At 72.0% G+C, this 18,013-nt stretch carries 17 protein-coding genes; 13 read left to right on the top strand and 4 right to left on the bottom strand.

What is annotated here, in order from left to right:
• Positions 1–70 precede the first annotated feature (70 nt).
• The 3 genes from AWQ70_RS30875 (at position 71) to AWQ70_RS30885 (ending at position 2,526) form a co-directional block, all read left to right on the top strand.
• Entirely contained in the window at positions 71–346 is a 276-nt protein-coding gene (locus AWQ70_RS30875; protein WP_067183908.1) for a hypothetical protein, read from the top strand.
• Entirely contained in the window at positions 343–963 is a 621-nt protein-coding gene (locus AWQ70_RS30880; protein WP_067183912.1) for a hypothetical protein, read from the top strand. Before AWQ70_RS30875 ends, AWQ70_RS30880 begins: the two co-directional genes overlap by 4 nt.
• A gap of 180 nt (positions 964–1,143) precedes the next feature.
• Positions 1,144–2,526, top strand: coding sequence for a leucyl aminopeptidase (locus AWQ70_RS30885; protein WP_067183915.1), 1,383 nt, complete (start codon positions 1,144–1,146; stop codon positions 2,524–2,526).
• Here the strand turns inward: AWQ70_RS30885 and AWQ70_RS30890 are convergent.
• Complete coding sequence (locus AWQ70_RS30890) at positions 2,504–3,262, bottom strand: FadR/GntR family transcriptional regulator (RefSeq protein ID WP_067183919.1); 759 nt, start codon at positions 3,260–3,262, stop codon at positions 2,504–2,506. The genes AWQ70_RS30885 and AWQ70_RS30890 overlap by 23 nt on opposite strands.
• 288 nt (positions 3,263–3,550) lie before the next feature.
• On the opposite strand from AWQ70_RS30890, the gene AWQ70_RS30895 reads away from it, so the two are divergent.
• From AWQ70_RS30895 to AWQ70_RS30925, 7 genes are all read left to right on the top strand, one after another.
• Positions 3,551–4,453, top strand: coding sequence for a proline iminopeptidase-family hydrolase (locus AWQ70_RS30895; RefSeq protein WP_067183922.1), 903 nt, complete (start codon positions 3,551–3,553; stop codon positions 4,451–4,453).
• A gap of 17 nt (positions 4,454–4,470) precedes the next feature.
• Entirely contained in the window at positions 4,471–6,165 is a 1,695-nt protein-coding gene (locus tag AWQ70_RS30900; protein ID WP_084517996.1) for an ABC transporter substrate-binding protein, read from the top strand.
• Positions 6,162–7,202, top strand: a complete 1,041-nt coding sequence (locus AWQ70_RS30905; protein WP_067183925.1) for an ABC transporter permease — start codon at positions 6,162–6,164, stop codon at positions 7,200–7,202. The genes AWQ70_RS30900 and AWQ70_RS30905 overlap by 4 nt, the downstream gene beginning before the upstream one ends.
• On the top strand, positions 7,202–8,170 hold the full coding sequence (locus AWQ70_RS30910; RefSeq protein WP_067183928.1) for an ABC transporter permease: 969 nt from the start codon (positions 7,202–7,204) through the stop codon (positions 8,168–8,170). Before AWQ70_RS30905 ends, AWQ70_RS30910 begins: the two co-directional genes overlap by 1 nt.
• Positions 8,163–9,119, top strand: a complete 957-nt coding sequence (locus AWQ70_RS30915) for an ABC transporter ATP-binding protein (RefSeq protein WP_067183932.1) — start codon at positions 8,163–8,165, stop codon at positions 9,117–9,119. The genes AWQ70_RS30910 and AWQ70_RS30915 overlap by 8 nt, the downstream gene beginning before the upstream one ends.
• Entirely contained in the window at positions 9,116–10,084 is a 969-nt protein-coding gene (locus AWQ70_RS30920; protein WP_169808767.1) for an ABC transporter ATP-binding protein, read from the top strand. The genes AWQ70_RS30915 and AWQ70_RS30920 overlap by 4 nt, the downstream gene beginning before the upstream one ends.
• Positions 10,085–10,231: 147 nt before the next feature.
• A complete protein-coding gene (locus AWQ70_RS30925) occupies positions 10,232–10,795 on the top strand; it encodes a DUF3800 domain-containing protein (RefSeq protein WP_067183935.1) in 564 nt (187 codons plus the stop codon).
• A gap of 252 nt (positions 10,796–11,047) precedes the next feature.
• Here the strand turns inward: AWQ70_RS30925 and AWQ70_RS30930 are convergent, their stop codons facing one another.
• Positions 11,048–12,442, bottom strand: a complete 1,395-nt coding sequence (locus tag AWQ70_RS30930; RefSeq protein WP_067183938.1) for a cation:dicarboxylate symporter family transporter — start codon at positions 12,440–12,442, stop codon at positions 11,048–11,050.
• Positions 12,443–12,563: 121 nt separating this feature from the next.
• On the opposite strand from AWQ70_RS30930, the gene AWQ70_RS30935 reads away from it, so the two are divergent.
• Complete coding sequence (locus AWQ70_RS30935; RefSeq protein WP_067183941.1) at positions 12,564–14,153, top strand: sensor histidine kinase; 1,590 nt, start codon at positions 12,564–12,566, stop codon at positions 14,151–14,153.
• Complete coding sequence (locus tag AWQ70_RS30940; RefSeq protein WP_067183943.1) at positions 14,150–14,833, top strand: response regulator; 684 nt, start codon at positions 14,150–14,152, stop codon at positions 14,831–14,833. Before AWQ70_RS30935 ends, AWQ70_RS30940 begins: the two co-directional genes overlap by 4 nt.
• A 68-nt stretch (positions 14,834–14,901) precedes the next feature.
• Here the strand turns inward: AWQ70_RS30940 and AWQ70_RS30945 are convergent, their stop codons facing one another.
• Entirely contained in the window at positions 14,902–15,936 is a 1,035-nt protein-coding gene (locus AWQ70_RS30945) for an LLM class F420-dependent oxidoreductase (protein ID WP_067184048.1), read from the bottom strand.
• 73 nt (positions 15,937–16,009) lie between these two features.
• On the bottom strand, positions 16,010–17,185 hold the full coding sequence (locus AWQ70_RS30950) for an MFS transporter (protein WP_067183947.1): 1,176 nt from the start codon (positions 17,183–17,185) through the stop codon (positions 16,010–16,012).
• 123 nt (positions 17,186–17,308) lie between these two features.
• On the opposite strand from AWQ70_RS30950, the gene AWQ70_RS30955 reads away from it, so the two are divergent.
• Positions 17,309–18,010 carry a TetR/AcrR family transcriptional regulator gene (locus AWQ70_RS30955; RefSeq protein ID WP_067183950.1) on the top strand — a complete coding sequence of 234 codons (702 nt, stop codon included), beginning with the start codon at positions 17,309–17,311 and terminating at the stop codon, positions 18,008–18,010.
• Positions 18,011–18,013 lie beyond the last annotated feature (3 nt).

Genomic DNA, 18,013 nt, shown 5'->3' on the forward strand with positions numbered 1-18,013 from the left:
CGCCGGACGCCGTAGGCGGTGTGTCAAGGATTCATTGACAAAAGAGCGATGTCAATGAATCCTTGACACTATGAACCGAAGCGTCTTACCCGCCCACCTCGCCGGACTCCTGGCCGTCGCCGTCCTGCTGCCGATGTCGGGCGTCCTGCTCGTGATGCAGGCCATGTACGACAACACCCTGCTGTGGATCCTCAGCGTCGTCACCGGCTTCACCGTCGCCGTCGTGGGGGTGGTGGCGGGGCTCTCGATCGCGAGCCGGAAGGCCGCGGCCGACGCCGACGCCGCCCGCCTGGAGGAGCTGGAGCCGCTGCCTCCCGCCGCCACCGCTGAAGGGGAGCCCCGATGAGCGAGTCCCCGATCCGCCTCACCGACGATCAGGTGGCCGCCATCCGAGAGGCCGTCGCCGAAGCCGTGCTGGCCGCGTGCGAGCAGGGTCGCAAGGGGCTCGACGACGACCCCGACGCCCACCTGCTCATGGTCGCCGCCGCCAGTGTCGCCGCGCAGGAGGCCGGCAGGCTGCTGCGCCAGTCGATCACCGGCGCACGCGGCGCCGGGCACAGCTGGGACGCCCTCGGCCGGCTGCTGGGCATCAGCCGGCAGGCCGCCCAGCAGCGTTTCGGCGCCTCGGCCGCCGACCGCAGGGGCTCGGTCCCGGGCGACACCGCCACCCGCAGAGTGCTCACGCCGCTGCACGCCTTCAACGAGATGGAGGCGTTGGCGAGCGAGGGCCTGCGCGGATGGCACGCGGTCGACTACGGCTACCTCTTCCACCTCGTCGAGGCCTCGCCGGACAAGTGGGAGCACCGGCGGTTGTGGTGGCCGTCGCGCCGCCGCCAGCGCCTGATGGAGGAGCAGGGCTGGGAGCGCGTCGTCCCCTCCGACTTCGAATCTCCCTGGGCCTACTACAAGCGCCGCCTGAACGAGCCCGCCGAGCCCGCCGAGCCCGCCGAACCGCGGTCGTAGCGGCGTTCGACGCGCCGGCGCACGAGCGTCGCGCGGGGGCCGGCCGCGACGCCGCCCCGGGCCGGGGCCGCCGGGTCGTATCGCATGGTGAGAGGGCCCCTGGTCAACGGGGGAGTCTTTATGGTTCACTCGACGGACCATTTTCTCCCTTTCCGGAACTTCCCCCGTTAGGAGTGCCTCGTGGAGGTGTCCTTCTCCCCGCACGCGCCCGCCGAGGTCCGCGCCGACCTCCTCGTCCTGCCCGCGTCCGCCGGGCCCGGCCTCGGCATCGAGATCGGGCTCGCCGGGTTCGCCGGCCGGCCGGGCGAGGAGCTCCTGCTGCCGCGCCGCGCCGGAGACCCGTTCCAGGCGGGCGCCGTCCTCCTCGTCGGCCTGGAGCCGGACGCCGACGAGCGGGCCGTACGGCGGGCGGTCGGGCACGCGGCGCCCAGGATGGCCGGCTTCGCCACGGTCGCGGTCGCGCTGCCGCACCCCGGGGCGGTCGTCGAGGGCGTGCGCCTGGGCGGCTACCGGTTCGACCGGTACAAGAGCGCCCCGGAGGGCCGGGCCGTCGAGCGGCTGCTCCTGCTCGCCCCCGAGGACCGCGACGCGGTCGCGCGGGCCGAGGCGGTGGCCGAGGCCGTGACGTTCACCCGCGACCTGGTCAACACCCCCGCCGGTGACCTGGTCCCGATGACCCTGGCCCGGCGGGCCGTGGAGATGGCCGAGGAGGCGGGGCTGGGCGCACGCGTCCTCGCCGCCGACGAGCTGCGCGAGGGCGGTTTCGGCGGCATCCTCGGCGTCGGCGCGGCCAGCGCCAACCCGCCCTGCCTGATCGAGGTGAGCTACCCCGGCGACGGGAAGAGCGGCGTCGTCGGCCTGGCGGGCAAGGGCATCACCTTCGACGCGGGCGGCCTCGGGATCAAGAGCCAGAAGGCCATGGCGACGATGAAGAGCGACATGGCGGGCGGCGCCACGATGCTCGCGGTGGTCCGGGCCGCGGCCCGGCTCGGCCTGCCGACCGGCGTCGTCGCGGTCGTCCCGGCGGCCGAGAACATGGTCAGCGGGTCGGCGACCCGCCCCGGCGACGTCCTGCGGCACCGCAACGGCATCACCACCGAGGTCGCCGACACCGACGCCGAGGGACGGCTGGTCCTGGCCGACGCCCTGGCCTACCTCGCCGAGCGCCGCCCGGACGCGATCATCGACGCCGCCACCCTCACGTACTCGGTCATGCACGCGCTGGGCGAGGACATCACCGGCGTCCTCGGCAACGACCGGGCGCTGATCGGCGCGATCACGGCGGCGGGCGAGGCGCAGGGCGAGCCCCTGTGGGAGATGCCGATGTGGCGTCCCTACCTGGAGCGGATCAGGTCCGACGTGGCCGACTTCAAGAACGACGGGGGCGCGCACGCCGACGTGATCCTGGCCGCGCTGTTCCTGGAGAACTTCACCGGTGGCGTCCCCTGGGCGCACCTGGACTTCGCGACCACCGCCTACCTGGACAAGGCCACCGACCTCGGCCCCTCGGGGGCCACCGGGGCGATGGTCAGGACGCTGATCAGCTATCTCGCGAGTCGTTGAGGCCGCGTTCGAGCATCGCCCGGATCACGTCCGCCGTCATGGTGAAGTGGCGCTCCGCGATGGACCCGGCCCGTTCGGCGTCCCTCGCGGAGATCGCCTCGTACAGCGCGCGGTGCTCGTTGAGGGCCTGGCGGTACGTCTCCGGGTCGTCCTCGCCGTACGGCTCGGTGGGGAAGCCGAGGCTGACCCGCATCAGCAGGTCGCGGCTGAGCGCGTTGATCTGGGGGTTGCCCCCGGCGGTGACCACGGCCGCGTGGAACGCCGCGTCGGCGGCCTGCTCCTCCCGGAGCGTGGCCGCCCCGGCGTAGGCGTCGAGCGCGGCCCCCATCGCCTCCAGGTCCCGGTCCGTACGGCGCTGCGCCGCGGCCCTGGCCGCCATGCCCTCGACCAGGCCGCGCAGGTCGAAGAGCTGCTCCAGCTCCGGCCAGCGCGGCACGAGGGTGCGCCTGACGGCGGCGGCGGTCGCCTCGGTCCAGCTCGTGCGGACGTAGGCGCCGCCGGTGCGGCCGCGTCTGATCTCGACGATGCCGACGGCCTGGAGGCGTCCGACGGCCTCGCGGATCGTGGCGCGGCTGACGTCGAGCAGGGCGGCCAGCTCGCGCTCGCCGGGCAGGCGCTCACCGGGCAGGTAGTCGCCGATCGCGATGGCGGTCATGAGGCGGTCGGCCACCTCGGTCGCCACGGACGGCACCCGGACCGGGCCGAGCACGCCGGACGGCCGGCCGCCGTCGAGCACCTGGCCGAGGACGCGGGTCAGGTCGTCCGCGGGGGGAGTCGCGCCGGGCGCGGGCGGGGCGAGGTGCGACGGGGGCTCGCGGTGCGCGGGCGACGGCTCCTCGGCGGGGGTCCGGGGGGTCAGGGAAAGGTCCTTTCAGCGGGAGAGGCGTGATCCGCACCTTATCCGACCAGCCGATTTCAAGAAAGGTCTTGTGTCCAGGCCATTTATCCATATGCTGTCCAAACAACGGACATCTGTCTCATCTGACGACATCTCGTCTCCCCCGTATCCCCTGGAGCTGTTGCGTTGGCCATCCCCGAACCGACCGCGCAGGGCCTCGCGCCCTTCGGCGAGTGGCGGACCTGGTACCGCGTCACCGGTGACCTGGAGTCCCCCAAGGCGCCCCTCGTCGTGCTGCACGGAGGGCCGGGAGCGGCCCACGACTACACCCTGCGGATCGCCCGCCTCGCCGAGCGCGGCCGGCCCGTCGTCCACTACGACCAGATCGGCGTCGGGCTTTCCACCCACCTGCCGGAGAAGGGCGCCGACTTCTGGACCGTCCGGCTCTTCCTCGACGAGCTGGACAACCTGCTCGCCCACCTGGGCATCGCCGGGCGGTACCACGTGCTCGGCCAGTCCTGGGGCGGGATGCTCGCCGCCGAGCACGCCGTACGCGTGCCGGACGGGCTGCGCGGCCTGGTCATCGCCAACTCGCCCGCATCGATGGAGCTGTGGCGCGAGGAGTGCGACCGGCTGCGGTCCGAGCTGCCCCCGGACGTGGAGCGCACCCTCCGCGAGCACGAGGCGGCGGGCACCACGGACAGCGACGAGTACCGGGCGGCGGAGAAGGTGTTCAACGCGCGGCACGTCTGCACGATCGTGCCCAACCCGCCGGAGGTGCTGGCCAGCGACGCCAAGACCGCCGCGGACCCGACGGTGTACCACACCATGAACGGCCCGAGCGAGTTCCACGTCGTCGGCACGCTGAGGGACTGGTCGGTCGTCGACCGGCTCGACAAGATCGCCGTCCCCACCCTGCTCGTCTCCGGTCGGCACGACGAGGCGACCCCTCGCACCGTGCAGCCCTTCGCGGACCGCATCCCCGACGTCCGCTGGGAGCTGTTCGAGCACTCCAGTCACATGCCGCACATCGAGGAGGAAGAGCGCTACCTCCAGATCGTCGGCGACTTCCTCGACTCCACCGACTGATCGTGAGGGATCCCCGCATGAAGCGCATCACCGCCATCACCGGCGCCGCACTGCTGGCCGTCGGCGTCGCCGCCTGCTCCGGAGGCGGCGGCGCCACCGCCTCCGGGACCGACCCGGCCGGGCAGCCCGCCCAGACCGCCGCCGCCGGGTTCCAGGAGCAGCACAAGGGAGGCACGCTCCGCCTGCTCGCCAAGGCGGGCGACGGCACCCTCGACCCGCACATCAACTACAGCAACGGCAACTGGCAGGTCTTCCAGGCCCTCTACGACGGCCTGGTGTCGTTCCGCAAGGTCGGCGGCAAGGCGTCGTACGACATCGTCCCCGACCTCGCCGCGGAGATGCCGCAGGTCAGCGCGGACGGCAAGACGTACACGTTCAAGCTGCGCGAGGGCGTCGCGTTCGCCACGGGCGACCCGGTCACGGTCGACGACGTCGTGGCGTCGTTCCGGCGGATCTTCCGGGTCTCCGGGCCGACGTCCGGCACCTTCTACTCGGGGATCGTCGGCGCCGCCGAGTGCGTGAAGAAGCCCGCGGGCTGCACCCTCGACAAGGGCGTCGTCGCGGACGCCGCGGCGAACACCGTCACGATCAACCTGGTCGCCGCCGACTCGGAGTTCCTGCAGAAGCTCGCGCTCCCGCACGCCGTCGTGCTGCCGAAGGGCACCCCCGACAAGGACCAGGGCACCACCCCGATCCCCGGCACCGGGCCGTACAAGGTGGAGTCCTACAACCCGAACAAGCTGATGAAGCTGGTCCGCAACCCGCACTTCAAGGAGTGGTCGCGGGACGCGCAGCCGCAGGGCTACCCCGACGAGATCGACTACAGCTACGGCCTCACCCCCGAGGCCGCGGTCACCGCGGTGCAGAACGGCCAGGCCGACTGGATCTTCGACCCGCTGCCCGCCGACCGGCTCACCGAGATCGGCACCTCGTACGCCCAGCAGGCGCACGTGAACCCGCTGGCCGCCTTCTGGTACATCCCGGTCAACGTCAACCTCGCGCCGTTCGACAAGCCCGAGGCCCGGGAGGCGCTCCAGTGGGCGTTCGACAAGAACGCGCTGGTGAAGATGTTCGGCGGCGCGAACGTGGCGCAGCCGGCCTGCACGATCCTGCCCCCGGCCTTCCCCGGCCACGCCGACTTCTGCGACTTCCCGCAGCAGGACCTGGCCAAGGCCAAGGAGCTGGTCCAGAAGTCCGGGACGGCCGGCCAGGAGGTCTCCGTCGTGGTCGCCGACGACGAGGTCAGCAAGCAGATCGGCGAGTACGTCCGCAGCGCCCTCACGCAGATCGGCTACCAGGCCAAGCTGAAGGTCATCTCCACCAACATCCACTTCACCTACATCCAGAACACGAAGAACAAGGTCCAGCTCAGCGTCTCCCAGTGGTACGCCGACTATCCCGCGGCCTCGAACTTCATCAACGTGCTGCTCTCGTGCGCCTCGTTCCGGGAGGGGAGCGACGCCAGCATCAACATCTCCGGCTTCTGCGACAAGGACGTGGACGCCAAGATCGCCGAGGCGATGAAGCTGGACCAGAGCGACACCGCCGCCTCCGGCAAGCTCTGGGGTGAGCTGGACCGCGAGCTCATGAAGCAGGGCCCGATCGTCCCGCTGTTCAACCCCAAGCAGATCGACTTCGTCTCCAAGAACGTCGGCAACTACCAGTTCCACGCGCAGTTCCACGCGCTGCTCGACCAGATGTGGGTCAAGTGACCGCCGCCGCCTCGACCGCGGCCCCCCAGCCGGCCGCGGAGCCGGCCCGGCCGTCCGCCGGGCCCTGGCGAAGGGCCCTCGGCCGGCTGCGGCGCAACCGCTCCGCCATGATCGCCGCGGTCGGGCTGCTGCTCATCGTGCTCGCCTGCGTGCTCGCGCCCCTCTACGCGAACACGATCGCGCACACCGACCCGTTCACGTCCAACGCCTCCGGCACCGCGATCGTGAACGGCGCGCGGGTGCCGGTGCTCGCCCAGAGCACGGAGGGCCTCGGCCTCGGCGTCACCCCGATCGGCCCGACCTGGGACCCGGGCGGGTACTTCCTCGGCGCGGACAGCCAGGGCCGCGACGTGATGGCCAGGCTCCTGTACGGCGGCCGCAACAGCCTGCTGATCGGCCTGTCCTCGGCCGTGCTGTGCTGCGCGCTCGCCACCGTGCTCGGCGTGCTCGCCGGGTACTTCGGCGGCTGGATCGACGCGGTGCTGTCCCGCTTCTTCGACGTGATCTGGGCCTTCCCCGTCTACCTGCTGGCGATCTGCCTGTCGGTGGTGCTGCTCACCAGCGGGCTGCACCTCGGCCCGATCCACATCGACGCGGGCAGCCTCGCCCTCCCCGTCGTGATCATCGCGCTGATCTACGTGCCGTACGTGGCCCGGCCGCTCCGCGGCCAGGTGATGGCGCTGCGGAACAAGGAGTTCCTGCACGCCGCCGTCGGCCTCGGCGCGTCCGATCTGCGGATCATGCGGCGCGAGGTGCTGCCGAACGTGCTGCCCACGGTCGTGGTCTTCCTGCCGCTGATGACCGCGCTGAACATGCTGACGGAGTCGGCCCTGTCGTTCCTGTCGGTCGGCGTGCAGTCGCCGGACGCGAGCTGGGGGACGATCATCAACGACGGCCTCGCCCTGCTCTACACCCGCCCCGCGATCACGATCGCGGCCGGCCTGTGCGTCGGACTCACCGCCGTCGCGCTCAACGTCCTCGGCGACGGCGTGCGCGACGCGCTCGACCCGAACGCCCGGCTGCGGGGAGGCGTCTGATGGCCGGCTACATCCTGCGCCGGTTCGGCGCCGCCGTGCTCGTGCTGTTCGCGATCAGTGTGCTGGTCTTCCTCATCTTCTTCGCCACCCCCGGCGTGGACCCGGCCGCCCGCATCGCGGGCAAGAACGCCGACCCGGCCACGCTGGCCCAGGTGCGGGCGTCGTTCGGGTTCGACAAGCCGCTGCCCGTGCAGTACGCGCTGATGATGAAGCACCTGTTCATCTCGCACGACCTGACCTCGTTCGTGAACCGGGGCACGCTGGTGATCCCGCAGATCGTCGAGGCGGTCCCGGTCACGCTCTCGCTCGTCGTGGGCGCGGCGGTGATCTGGATGGTCCTGGGCGTCGGCATGGGCACCCTCGCCGGCGCCATGCGCGGCACCCTGGTCGACCCGCTGGTCATGCTGCTCGGCGTCTTCGGCGTCTCGCTCCCGGTCTACTGGCTGGGCGAGGTCGTCAACCTGGTCACCCAGAAGGAGCTGCACGACTCGGTCTTCTCCTGGGTGCCGCCGCTCGGCTACGCGCCGCTGTCCGAGGGCGTCGGCCAGTGGGCGCTGCACCTGCTCTTCCCCTGGCTCACGCTGGCCCTGCTGTACGCCGGGATCTACGCCCGGCTGCTGCGCGGCGAGCTGATCAACGCGCTGAACGAGGACTACGTCCGCACGGCCCGGGCCAAGGGCCTGTCGGAGCGGCGCATCCTGGTCAAGCACGCGCTGCGCTGCTCGCTGATCCCGATCGTGTCGCTGTTCGGCCTGGACTTCGGGGCGCTGGTCGGCGGCGCGGCGCTGCTGACCGAGGTGGTCTTCGGCCTGCCGGGCGTCGGCAAGCTCACCTACCAGGCGCTGCAGAACCTCGACCTGCCCGTGATCATGGGCACGGTCCTGTACGCCGCCTTCTTCGTCGTGCTGGCCAACGCCGTGGTGGACGTCCTGTACGCCCGGCTCGACCCGAGGGTGCGCCGTGCCTGAACCGCTGCTTGAGGTCAGTGACCTGAGGATCCGCTTCGGCGGCTTCACCGCCGTCGACGGGCTGTCCTTCTCCGTACGGCCCGGCGAGGTGCTGGGCGTGGTGGGGGAATCGGGCTCGGGCAAGAGTGTGTCGATGCTCGGCGTGCTCGGCCTGATCCGCACCCCGGGCGCCGAGATCTCGGGGAAAGTCGTCTTCCGCGGCCGTGACCTGCTCGCGCTGAAGAACGCCGAGATGCGGGCCGTACGGGGACGCGAGATCGCGATGATCTTCCAGGACCCGATGACCGCGCTCACCCCCGTGTACACGATCGGCTGGCAGATCGCCGAGCAGATCCGCGCGCACGAGAAGATCTCCAAACGCGCCGCCCGCGACCGCGCCGTCGCGCTGCTCGGCGAGGTCGGCATCCCGTCGCCCGAGCAGCGGGTGGACTCCTACCCGCACGAGTTCTCCGGCGGCATGCGGCAGCGGGCCGTCATCGCGATGGCGCTGTCCTGCAACCCCGCGCTGCTCATCGCCGACGAGCCGACCACCGCCCTCGACGTCACCACGCAGGCGCAGATCCTCGACCTCATGCGCCGCCTGCGCGCCGACCACGGCTCCGCGGTCGTGATGATCACCCACGACATGGGCGTGGTGTCGGAGATCGCCGACGAGGTCCTGGTCATGTACGGCGGGCGGGCCGTCGAGCGCGGCAGCCGGCGCCAGGTCTTCCACACCCCGCGCCACCCGTACACGTGGGGGCTGCTCGACTCGGTGCCGCGCGTGCGCGGCGCCCGGGCCCGCCGCCTGCCCACCATCCCCGGCACGCCGGGCGCCGCCGGGCGGGGCTGCCCGTTCGCCGACCGCTGCGCGCACAGCTTCGCCGCGTGCGCCGAGGTCCCGCCGCTGACCGGCGAGTCCGGCCACCTCGACGCCTGCTGGCTGCCAGAAGAGAAGAGGACGCGTTGAGCACCCTGCTGAAGGCCACGGACGTGGTCAAGCACTTCCGCGCGGGCCGCGGCCGGGCCGTACAGGCCGTCAACGGGGTCTCGCTGGAGGTCCGGAGCGGCGAGACGCTCGGCGTGGTGGGCGAGTCCGGGTGCGGCAAGTCCACGCTCGGCCGCTGCCTGGTCCGGCTGACCGACCTCACCTCGGGCCGCGTGGAGTTCCAGGGGCGGGACATCACCACCCTGTCGCGCCGCGCGCTCCGCCCGCTGCGCCCCGCCATGCAGCTCGTCTTCCAGGACCCGTACGCGTCGCTCAACCCCCGCCGCACCGCGGGCGACGCCGTCGCCGAGCCGCTGCGCATCCACGGGTACGGCGACGCGGCCGCGATCAGGAAGCGGGTCGCCGAGCTGTTCGACCTGGTGGGCCTGGCCCGGACGCACCTGGACCGCTACCCGCACGAGTTCTCCGGCGGGCAGCGCCAGCGCGTCGGCATCGCCCGCGCCATCGCGCTCAACCCCGAGTTGGTCGTCGCCGACGAGCCGGTCTCGGCGCTGGACGTCTCGGTGCAGGCCCAGGTGCTCAACCTCTTCTCCGACCTTCAGGAGGAGCTGGGCCTCACGTACGTCTTCATCGCCCACGACCTGGGCGTGGTGCGGCACGTCTCCGACCGCATCGCGGTGATGTACCTGGGCGAGGTCGTGGAGGTGGCCGGGGCCGAGGAGCTCTACGCCGCCCCCGCCCACCCCTACACCGACGCCCTGCTGTCGGCCGTACCGGAGATCGACGACGGGGCGGACGCGCCGCGCCGCGAGCGGATCGTGCTGACCGGGGACGTGCCCAGCCCCATCGACCGGCCGGGCGGCTGCTCCTTCCACCCGCGCTGCCCGGTCGCGCGGGACCGGTGCCGCACCGAGCGCCCCGCCCTGCGTGTGCTCGACGCCGCCCCCGGCCGCCAGGTCGCCTGCCACTTCCCGGCCTCCCCCTGACCCCGGCGCCCCGATGAACCGAGGCCGGTGATCGGTGACCAGCCGATCACCGCCACAGCGCGCCATCCGGATCGGGCGCGGCTCACGTCCACGCTCTCGCCACGGCAAACTCGAAAATCTTACTTTTGGTGACGATATATTTACGCGGTGCTCACTGCCTATGTCGACGAGAGCCTTCGTCGTCGCCCTCATGACGACAGCGTCTACGCGATGGCTGCTGTGGTCATGGACGCTGCCGACTGCGAGGACGTTCGCGTGGACCTGGAGTCGCTGCGTCTCGGTAAGAGTCCCCGCCTGCATTGGAGGGATGAATCCCCCACCCGGCAACTCGCCATCGCCGAACGGATTGCAGACATGCCGATACGCGGAATTGTCACGGTGTATCTCCATGGCGGAGAGGTCCGGACGGAGCGGGCGCGTCGCCGCTGCCTGGAGCGGCTGCTCATCGAGGTCGACAAGGCCGGCGTCGCGGCGGTGTCCATTGAGAGCCGCACCCCCGAGCAAGACCATCTCGATCGGGGGTTGCTGACCGGGCTGCGCAAGGCGCGCGTTCTGCCGAAGAGCCTGACGGTGCGATGGCAGCCGTCGGCGAGTGAGCCGCTTCTCTGGGCCGCGGATGCCGTCGTCGGCGCCACAACCTGGTGGTTGGACGGCCAAACGCGTTACTACGACCTTCTCTGCGAACGGGTCCACATGATCTGTCTCGAGTGACGCCCACAACGCGAAGGCCGGACGCCCGATTCCATCGGGAGGCCCGGCCTCACTTCCCCATCCCAGAGGATGCGGCGTGTTCAGTTTGCCTCACCGATAGTGCTCAGGCAAGCGCGTTGACCACGGAGAGCCATCGAGCTTGCCGTACTCGTTGACCTTGGATCGGCTTCGTCCACCATGACCCCGAGGCCCGGTGGGCCGGACGTCCCCCGGCCCACCGGCGAGTCACGATGGTCGGCGAAGCCGGGGAGCTCAGGCGGGGGTGAGCGCTCCGGAGGGGCGGTCGCCGGCCGGGGAGCCCCCGTCGCCGTCGCCGCCGCTGCGGCCGGTGCCCGGCCCGGAGTCCTCGTCCAGCAGGGTCGTCTCGTCGAACGGGGCCTCGCCGGACAACACCCGCGCCGCCCGCTCGCGGTCGAAGTCGCCGGTCCAGGTGCCGATCAGCACGGTGGCCACCGCGTTGCCCGCGAAGTTGGTCAGCGCCCGCGCCTCCGACATGAAGCGGTCGATGCCGACGATCAGGCCGACGCCGTCGACCAGGTCGGGCCGGTGTGACTGGAGCCCGCCCGCCAGCGTGGCCAGGCCAGCGCCGGTGACGCCCGCCGCGCCCTTCGACGCGATGATCATGAAGACCAGCAGCGAGATCTGCTCGCCCAGCGACAGCGGCGCCCCGGTGGCGCTCGCCACGAACAGCGTGGCCATGGTGAGGTAGATGGCGGTCCCGTCGAGGTTGAACGAGTACCCGGTCGGGACGGTGATGCCGACCACCGGGCGGGCCACTCCGAGATGCTCCATCTTGGCGATCAGGCGGGGCAGCGCCGACTCCGACGACGACGTCGAGAGGATGAGCAGGAACTCCCGGCCCAGATACCGCAGCAGCGTCAGGATGTTGACCTGGGCGACCACCCAGAGCAGCGGCCCCAGCACGACGAACACGAACAGTACGCAGGTCGCGTAGAAGCCGGTCATGATGACGGCGAGGCTGGTCAGCGCGTCCACGCCGGTGGCCCCGACGACCGCCGCCATCGCGCCGAAGGCGCCCACCGGAGCGGCCCACATGATCATGGCGAGGATGCGGAAGACCAGCCGCTGGATGTGCCCGATCCCGGCCAGGATCGGCGCCGCCCTGCCGCCCATCGCCTGCAGCGCGAAGCCCGCGAGCAGCGCGACCAGCAGCGTCTGCAGCACCTCGCCCTCGGTGAACGCCGACACGAGCGTGGTCGGGATGATCCCCAGGAGGAACGACGTCGTGTCGCTCTCGCCGCCCTTGGCCGCCTCGGTCTCGGCGGCCTTGCGCAGATCGTCGGTCAGCGCGAGGCCCTCGCCCGGGTGCAGCAGGTTGCCGACGAGCAGGCCGATCGCCAGCGCCACGGTGGACATGACCAGGAAATAGCCGACGGCGAGCCCGCCGACCTTGCCGACCCGCGCCGCCTGGGCCACCGACCCGACGCCGAGCACGATCGTGCAGAAGATGATGGGGCTGATCATCATCTTGATCAGGCCCACGAAGGCCGTGCCGAGCGGTTTCAGCTCCTTGCCCAGCTCCGGCGCGAGGAGCCCGACGGTGATCCCGGCGAGCACGGCGACGATGACGGCGAGATACAGGTACCGGGTGCGGTCCCGGCTCGCCCGAGGCGCGGATGCGGCCACGCGACCCCCTTGTACGGAAGGACTTTCGACGGCGTGACTATGCGCCGGGGGTGTGACCTCGGTCACTATTGCGTACATTTCGTTCATCAACGAAACGACCGCACGGAGTGAGACCGGGAAGATGACGAGGACGTCGCCCCTCAGACGGTGGAGCCTCGCCAGGCAGATGTTGCTGCTCCAGACCGTGGTCGTCGGGGTCACGGTCGCCGCGGGCACCGCCTTCGCGTTCGCCCACACCCGCGACCTGCTCACCGACGACGCGACGCGGGTCGCCGGCTCCGTCGCCATCAGCGTCGCCGACTCGCCGTCCGTCCTGTCCGCCGTCGGCGACCCCGACCCCACCGCGACCCTCCAGCCGTACGCCGAGCGGGTCAGGCGGGAGGCCGGCGTCGACTTCATCACGATCATGGACACGTCCGGTCGCCGCTACACGCACCCCAACCCCGGCCAGATCGGCGGCACCTTCCTCGGCACCATCGGCCCCGCCGTGGCCGGCCGCACGTTCACCGAGACCTACACCGGCACGCTCGGCCCCTCCGTCCGCGCCGTCACACCCGTGCGGGACGGCCGGGGCGAGGTGCGCGCCCTGGTCAGCGCCGGGATCACGCTCGACAAGATCAGCGACCGCCTGCGCGACCAGCTCGCCGTTGCGGGGCTGACCGTCCTGCTCGGCATGACCGTCGGCGGGGCGGGGACCGCCCTCGTGGGCGCCCGGCTGCGCCGGCAGACCCGCGGGCTCGCCTCCGACGAGCTGGGCCGCATCTACGAGCACCACACCGCGATCCTGCACGCCGTACGCGAGGGGCTGCTCCTCGTCGACGACGAGCGCAGGCTGACGTTGTGCAACGACGGCGCGCGGGCGCTGCTGGGCCTGCCCGCCGACGCCGAGGGCCGTGAGGTGACCGAGTTGGGCCTGGACCCGGAGTTCACCGAGATGCTGCGCTCGGGGGAGCGCCGCACCGACGAGATCCACCTGACCCGTGACCGGGTCATCGTGGTGAACGCCGCCCCCGCGCGGTCCGGGCGCAGGTCGTTCGGCCTGGTCGTCACCCTGCGCGACCACACCGAGCTCCAGGCGCTCAGCGGCCAGCTCGACGCGGTGCGCGGCTTCGCCGAGTCGCTGCGTTCGGCCGCGCACGAGTCGGCGAACCGGCTGCACACCGTGGTCGCGCTGGTCGAGCTGGGCCGGGCCGAGCAGGCCGTCGAGTTCGCCACCGCGGAGATGCGCGACGCCCAGCAGTTCGCCGACCGGGTCGTCGGGTCCGTACGGGAGCCCGTGCTCGCGGCCCTCCTGCTCGGCAAGACGGCCGAGGCCGCCGAACGCGGCGTCGAGCTGGCCATCGCACCGGACAGCGAGCTGGACGACCTCGGCCTGGACGGCCGCGATCTGGTGACCATCCTCGGCAACCTGATCGACAACGCCGTGGAGGCGGCCGTGACCGGAGCCCCGCCCGCCCGCGTACGGGTGAGCCTGACCATGGACGGGGGCGGCTGCGTCCTGCGCGTCGCCGACTCCGGCCCCGGCCTCGGCGATCACGAGGTGGCCGCGGCGTTCCGGCGCGGCTGGACGACCAAGGGCGACGGGCGCGGCCTCGGCCTCGCCATGGTCGGCCAGGCCGTACGCCGTCTCGGCGGCACGATCGACGTCTCCCGCGACGGCGGAGCCGTCTTCACCGTACGGCTCCCGCCCCGGAAGGGGGACGACACGTGATCTCCGTGCTGGTCGTCGAGGACGAGGAGGTCGCCGCCGAGGCGAACCGCCTCTACGTGGAACGGCTGCCGGGCTTCCGGGTCGCGGGTGTGGCCCGTTCCGGAGGGGAGACGCTGCGGTTCCTCCGCCGCGAGCGTGTGGACCTGCTGCTGCTCGACCTGCACCTGCCCGACATGCACGGCCTGGAGGTCTGCCGGCTGCTCCGCGCCGCCGGGATCTCCTGCGACGTCGTGGCCGTGACCTCGGCCAGGGACCTGTCCGTGGTCAGGTCGGCCGTCTCGATCGGCGTCGTGCAGTACCTGCTCAAGCCGTTCACGTTCGCGCTGCTGCGCGAGAAGCTCCAGCAGTACGCGCGGTTCCGCTCCTCGGTCGAGGGAGGCGGTGAGGTGAGCGCGCAGAGCGAGGTCGATCGCGCGCTGGCCACACTGCGGGGCGCCGCACGGTCCGCGCTCCCCAAGGGGATGTCCCAGGCGACCCTGGAGGCGGTCGCGGGCCAGCTCAGGAAGGCGCGTGCCGGGTTGTCGGCGAACGCCGTCGGCGAGGCGATCGGCGTCTCCCGGGTGACCGCCCGCCGCTACCTGGAGCACCTGACCGAGACCGGGGCCGTGCGGCGCGTCCCGCAGTACGGAGGAGTGGGACGCCCCGAGTGGCTCTACCGCCTGACCACCTCCACGTCCTGAATGGCCGAGGCCCTGGTCACGGGTGCCGCCCGCGCTCCCCGGATCGGCTCCGCCGTACGACGTGCAGGTCAGTCGGCGAGCTCCCTGACCCTCTCGATGAGCCGGACACGCTCCCCGTGCGTACGGCCGAGCGGGGTGACGTTGACGGTGCCGACGCCGGACTCCCTCATCACCTGGAGACGCTCGCGGACGAAGCCCTCCGGGCCGATCAGGGACATCGACGCCAGGAGCTCCTCCGGGACGAGGGCGGCGGCCTCGTCCTTCCTGCCCTCCAGGTAGAGGTCCTGGATCCGCTCGGCCTCCTTCTCGTAGCCGTAGCGGCGGGCCAGGTCGTTGTAGAAGTTCTTGCCCTTGGCGCCCATGCCGCCGATGTAGAGGGCGGCCGTGGGGCGGCCGAGCTCCAGCAGGTGCGCCACGTCGTCGCCGATCGCCAGGGGCGCCTGGGCGATGACGTCCAGCTCGCCGAGCGCCGGGTCCCGCTTCGCCCTGCCCGCCGCGAGGGACGCGCCCCACACGTCGGCGGCCTTCTCCGGCATGTAGAACATCGGCTCCCAGCCCTCGGCCAGCTCGGCGGCCAGCTCGACGTTCTTCGGGCCGATGGCGGCGAGCACGATCGGGATTCGGTCGCGCACCGGGTGGTTGATCAGCTTCAGCGGCTTGCCCAGGCCCGTGCCCCCCTCCAACGGCAACGTGTAGTGCTTCCCGGCGTACTCAAGACGCTCGCGCCGCCATACCTTGCGGCAGATCTCGATGATCTCGCGGGTGCGGCCGAGCGGCGCGGTGTACGGCACGCCGTGGAAACCCTCGATCACCTGGGGGCCGGACGCGCCCAGGCCCAGCGTGAACCGGCCGTCGGAGACGTGGTCCATCCCGGCGGCCGTCATCGCCAGCAGCGCCGGAGTGCGGGAGTAGATCGGCAGGATGCCGGAGGCGATCCGCAGCCGCTCGGTCCGCGCCGCGATGTAGCCCATCTGGCTGACCGCGTCGAAGCTGTACGCCTCGGCGACGAAGACGACGTCCAGCCCGGCCTTCTCGTAGTCGGCCAGCTCGGCCACGGTCTCCTTGAACCCGCCCGAGTAGTTGAGGGCCATACCGATGCGCATCATGCGGTCCTTTCGATCCATGGGTTCGGCCGGCCGGCGCTCGACCGGCCGACGAGCTGTCGGGGGCGGTCGCTCAGCCGGTCACCGGCTGCCGTTCCGGCCCCGGCCCGGAGGTTTCGCGTACGGCGCCGGTCCGGCGGGCGACCACGACCAGCGGCAGCACCACGGCGCAGCTCGCCGCGACGAGCACGGAGGACAGACCGCCGATCCCTCCGGCGGAGAGGATCCCCGTGCCGGCGACCGGCCCCAGGGCGGTGCCGAAACCGAACGCGGCGTTGGCGAGCACCGCCCACCGGCCGCCCGCGTCCAGCGTCGCCGCGATGGCGATCATGTAGGTGAGCGCTCCCTGGTAGGTGAGGTTCCACAGGAGCTGGCCCGTGGTGTAGACGGCGGGGACCCCGCCCGCCGCGATCATCACCTTGGAGGCCACGCCCAGGAGCAGGAAGGCGGCCAGCGGCACCGTGCGGCCGTACCGGTCGCCGATCACGGCGACGATCCCGCCGCCGATCAGGCCGGCGAAGAGCGACCCGGAGAGGATCAGGTTGACGATCCCCTCGTCCATGCCCAGCTCGTCCACGCCGATGGTCCCGGTCACCGCCCACAGGGCGTACTCGCAGGCGCCCCAGACGCAGATCCCCGCGACCAGGACGAGGCCGGGGCCGCGCGCGGGCAGCGGGCCCGCGGGGCCGCCCGTCTGCACCGGCGCCTCCGGGAGGCCGCGCATGAACGGGACGGACGCGGCGCAGACCACGGCGATCGACCCGACGGTGACCGCCAGCCCGCCGCCGAAGAGCGGGAGCGCCATGTAGATGCCGGAGCCGATCACCGTGCTGGCGATGAGGCCGACGCCGGTGGCCCGGTCCGGGTTGGCCATGGCCGCGATGGCGGCGCTGGCCAGCGACAGGACGGCCCCGCCGCCGACGCCGCCGAGCATGATCCCGGCGATGGCGAGCGCGGGTACGGGCACGAGCGTGGCGGTCAGGAACCCGGCGACCATCGCCGCGAGGCTGACGACGGCGAGCCGCGCCCGGCCGGGGCGGGCCGCGCGTCCGGTGATCAGCACGCCGGTGACGGCGGACGCGAGCAGCGCCCCCGTGCCGACCCATCCCGCCCCCGCGATGCCCAGGCCGAGACCGGAGCCGAGGGTGTCGATCAGCGTCGGGAGCATGGTGGGGACCATGTAGGCGGCGGTGAGGGCCATGGAGATGGCGGCCAGCGCGAACGCCGGCGACCGTGGGGGGTTGGTCACGCCGGAACTCCTCCGGTTAGTCCGATGACTATCGAGTGATAGCCGAACCTAAGGCGTGGTCCTCGTCCGCGTCCAGACCTGAAAGGGGGCGATTTACTATCGGGTGATATCCTCGGCGCCCATATGAGCGCGAAGCCGACCACCGGGAGCCGCCCGGATTTCCGCCAGCTCAGGGCGCTGCCGCGGGAACGCTGGCCCCGCCGCGAGCAGATCCTCTTCGAGGCGGCGAGCCAGTTCGCGCAGCGCGGCTACCACGGCACCTCGACCAGGGACATCGCCGACGCGCTCGGCATCCGCCAGCCGTCGCTGTACAACCACTACCCCTCCAAGCTCGCCATCCTGGAAGACCTGTGCGCCTACGACATCGGCGTACCGGGGGAGCGGGCCCGCTGGATCTCGCGTGTGGACGCACCCGCGTCCGCCCGGCTGTACGCCGCCGTCCGGCTCGACGTCGAGTACTGCCTGGAGGCGCCGATCGACATGCGCGGCCTGCCCGACGACCTGATCGGCGAGCCCGGCCTGGAGACGTGGAACAGGAAGCTCCGCGCCTGGTACGCAACGGTGCGCGCGATCGTCCGCGAGGGCGTCGAGGCGGGCGAGCTCGCCCCCATCGACCCCGAGTTCGCCCGGCAGGCGATCTGGGGAGTCGAGTGGGAGGTCATCCGGGTCTCCCACGGTGGACGCCGCCGCCGGGCCGGGACCAGACCCGACGACGTCGCCTCGTTCGTACTGCGGGGCCTGCTGGCCGACCCGAGCCGCGTCGGCGAGGCCCGGGAGGCCGCCGCCGGGGTGATCGCCGCCTACCGCGCCGCCCACCCCGGCTGACCT

It is taken from the genome of Microtetraspora niveoalba (genome assembly GCF_001570405.1).
Taxonomy (GTDB): domain Bacteria; phylum Actinomycetota; class Actinomycetes; order Streptosporangiales; family Streptosporangiaceae; genus Microtetraspora; species Microtetraspora niveoalba.

What these genes read in the sequence shown, in the direction of transcription:
- AWQ70_RS30955 (WP_067183950.1), top strand. Translation starts at nt 17,309, where the DNA reads ATGAGCGCGAAGCCGACCACCGGGAGCCGCCCGGATTTCCGCCAGCTC.
- AWQ70_RS30880 (WP_067183912.1), top strand. Translation starts at nt 343, where the DNA reads ATGAGCGAGTCCCCGATCCGCCTCACCGACGATCAGGTGGCCGCCATC.
- AWQ70_RS30910 (WP_067183928.1), top strand. Translation starts at nt 7,202, where the DNA reads ATGGCCGGCTACATCCTGCGCCGGTTCGGCGCCGCCGTGCTCGTGCTG.
- AWQ70_RS30875 (WP_067183908.1), top strand. Translation starts at nt 71, where the DNA reads ATGAACCGAAGCGTCTTACCCGCCCACCTCGCCGGACTCCTGGCCGTC.
- AWQ70_RS30935 (WP_067183941.1), top strand. Translation starts at nt 12,564, where the DNA reads ATGACGAGGACGTCGCCCCTCAGACGGTGGAGCCTCGCCAGGCAGATG.
- AWQ70_RS30900 (WP_084517996.1), top strand. Translation starts at nt 4,471, where the DNA reads ATGAAGCGCATCACCGCCATCACCGGCGCCGCACTGCTGGCCGTCGGC.
- AWQ70_RS30945 (WP_067184048.1), bottom strand. Translation starts at nt 15,936, where the DNA reads ATGCGCATCGGTATGGCCCTCAACTACTCGGGCGGGTTCAAGGAGACC.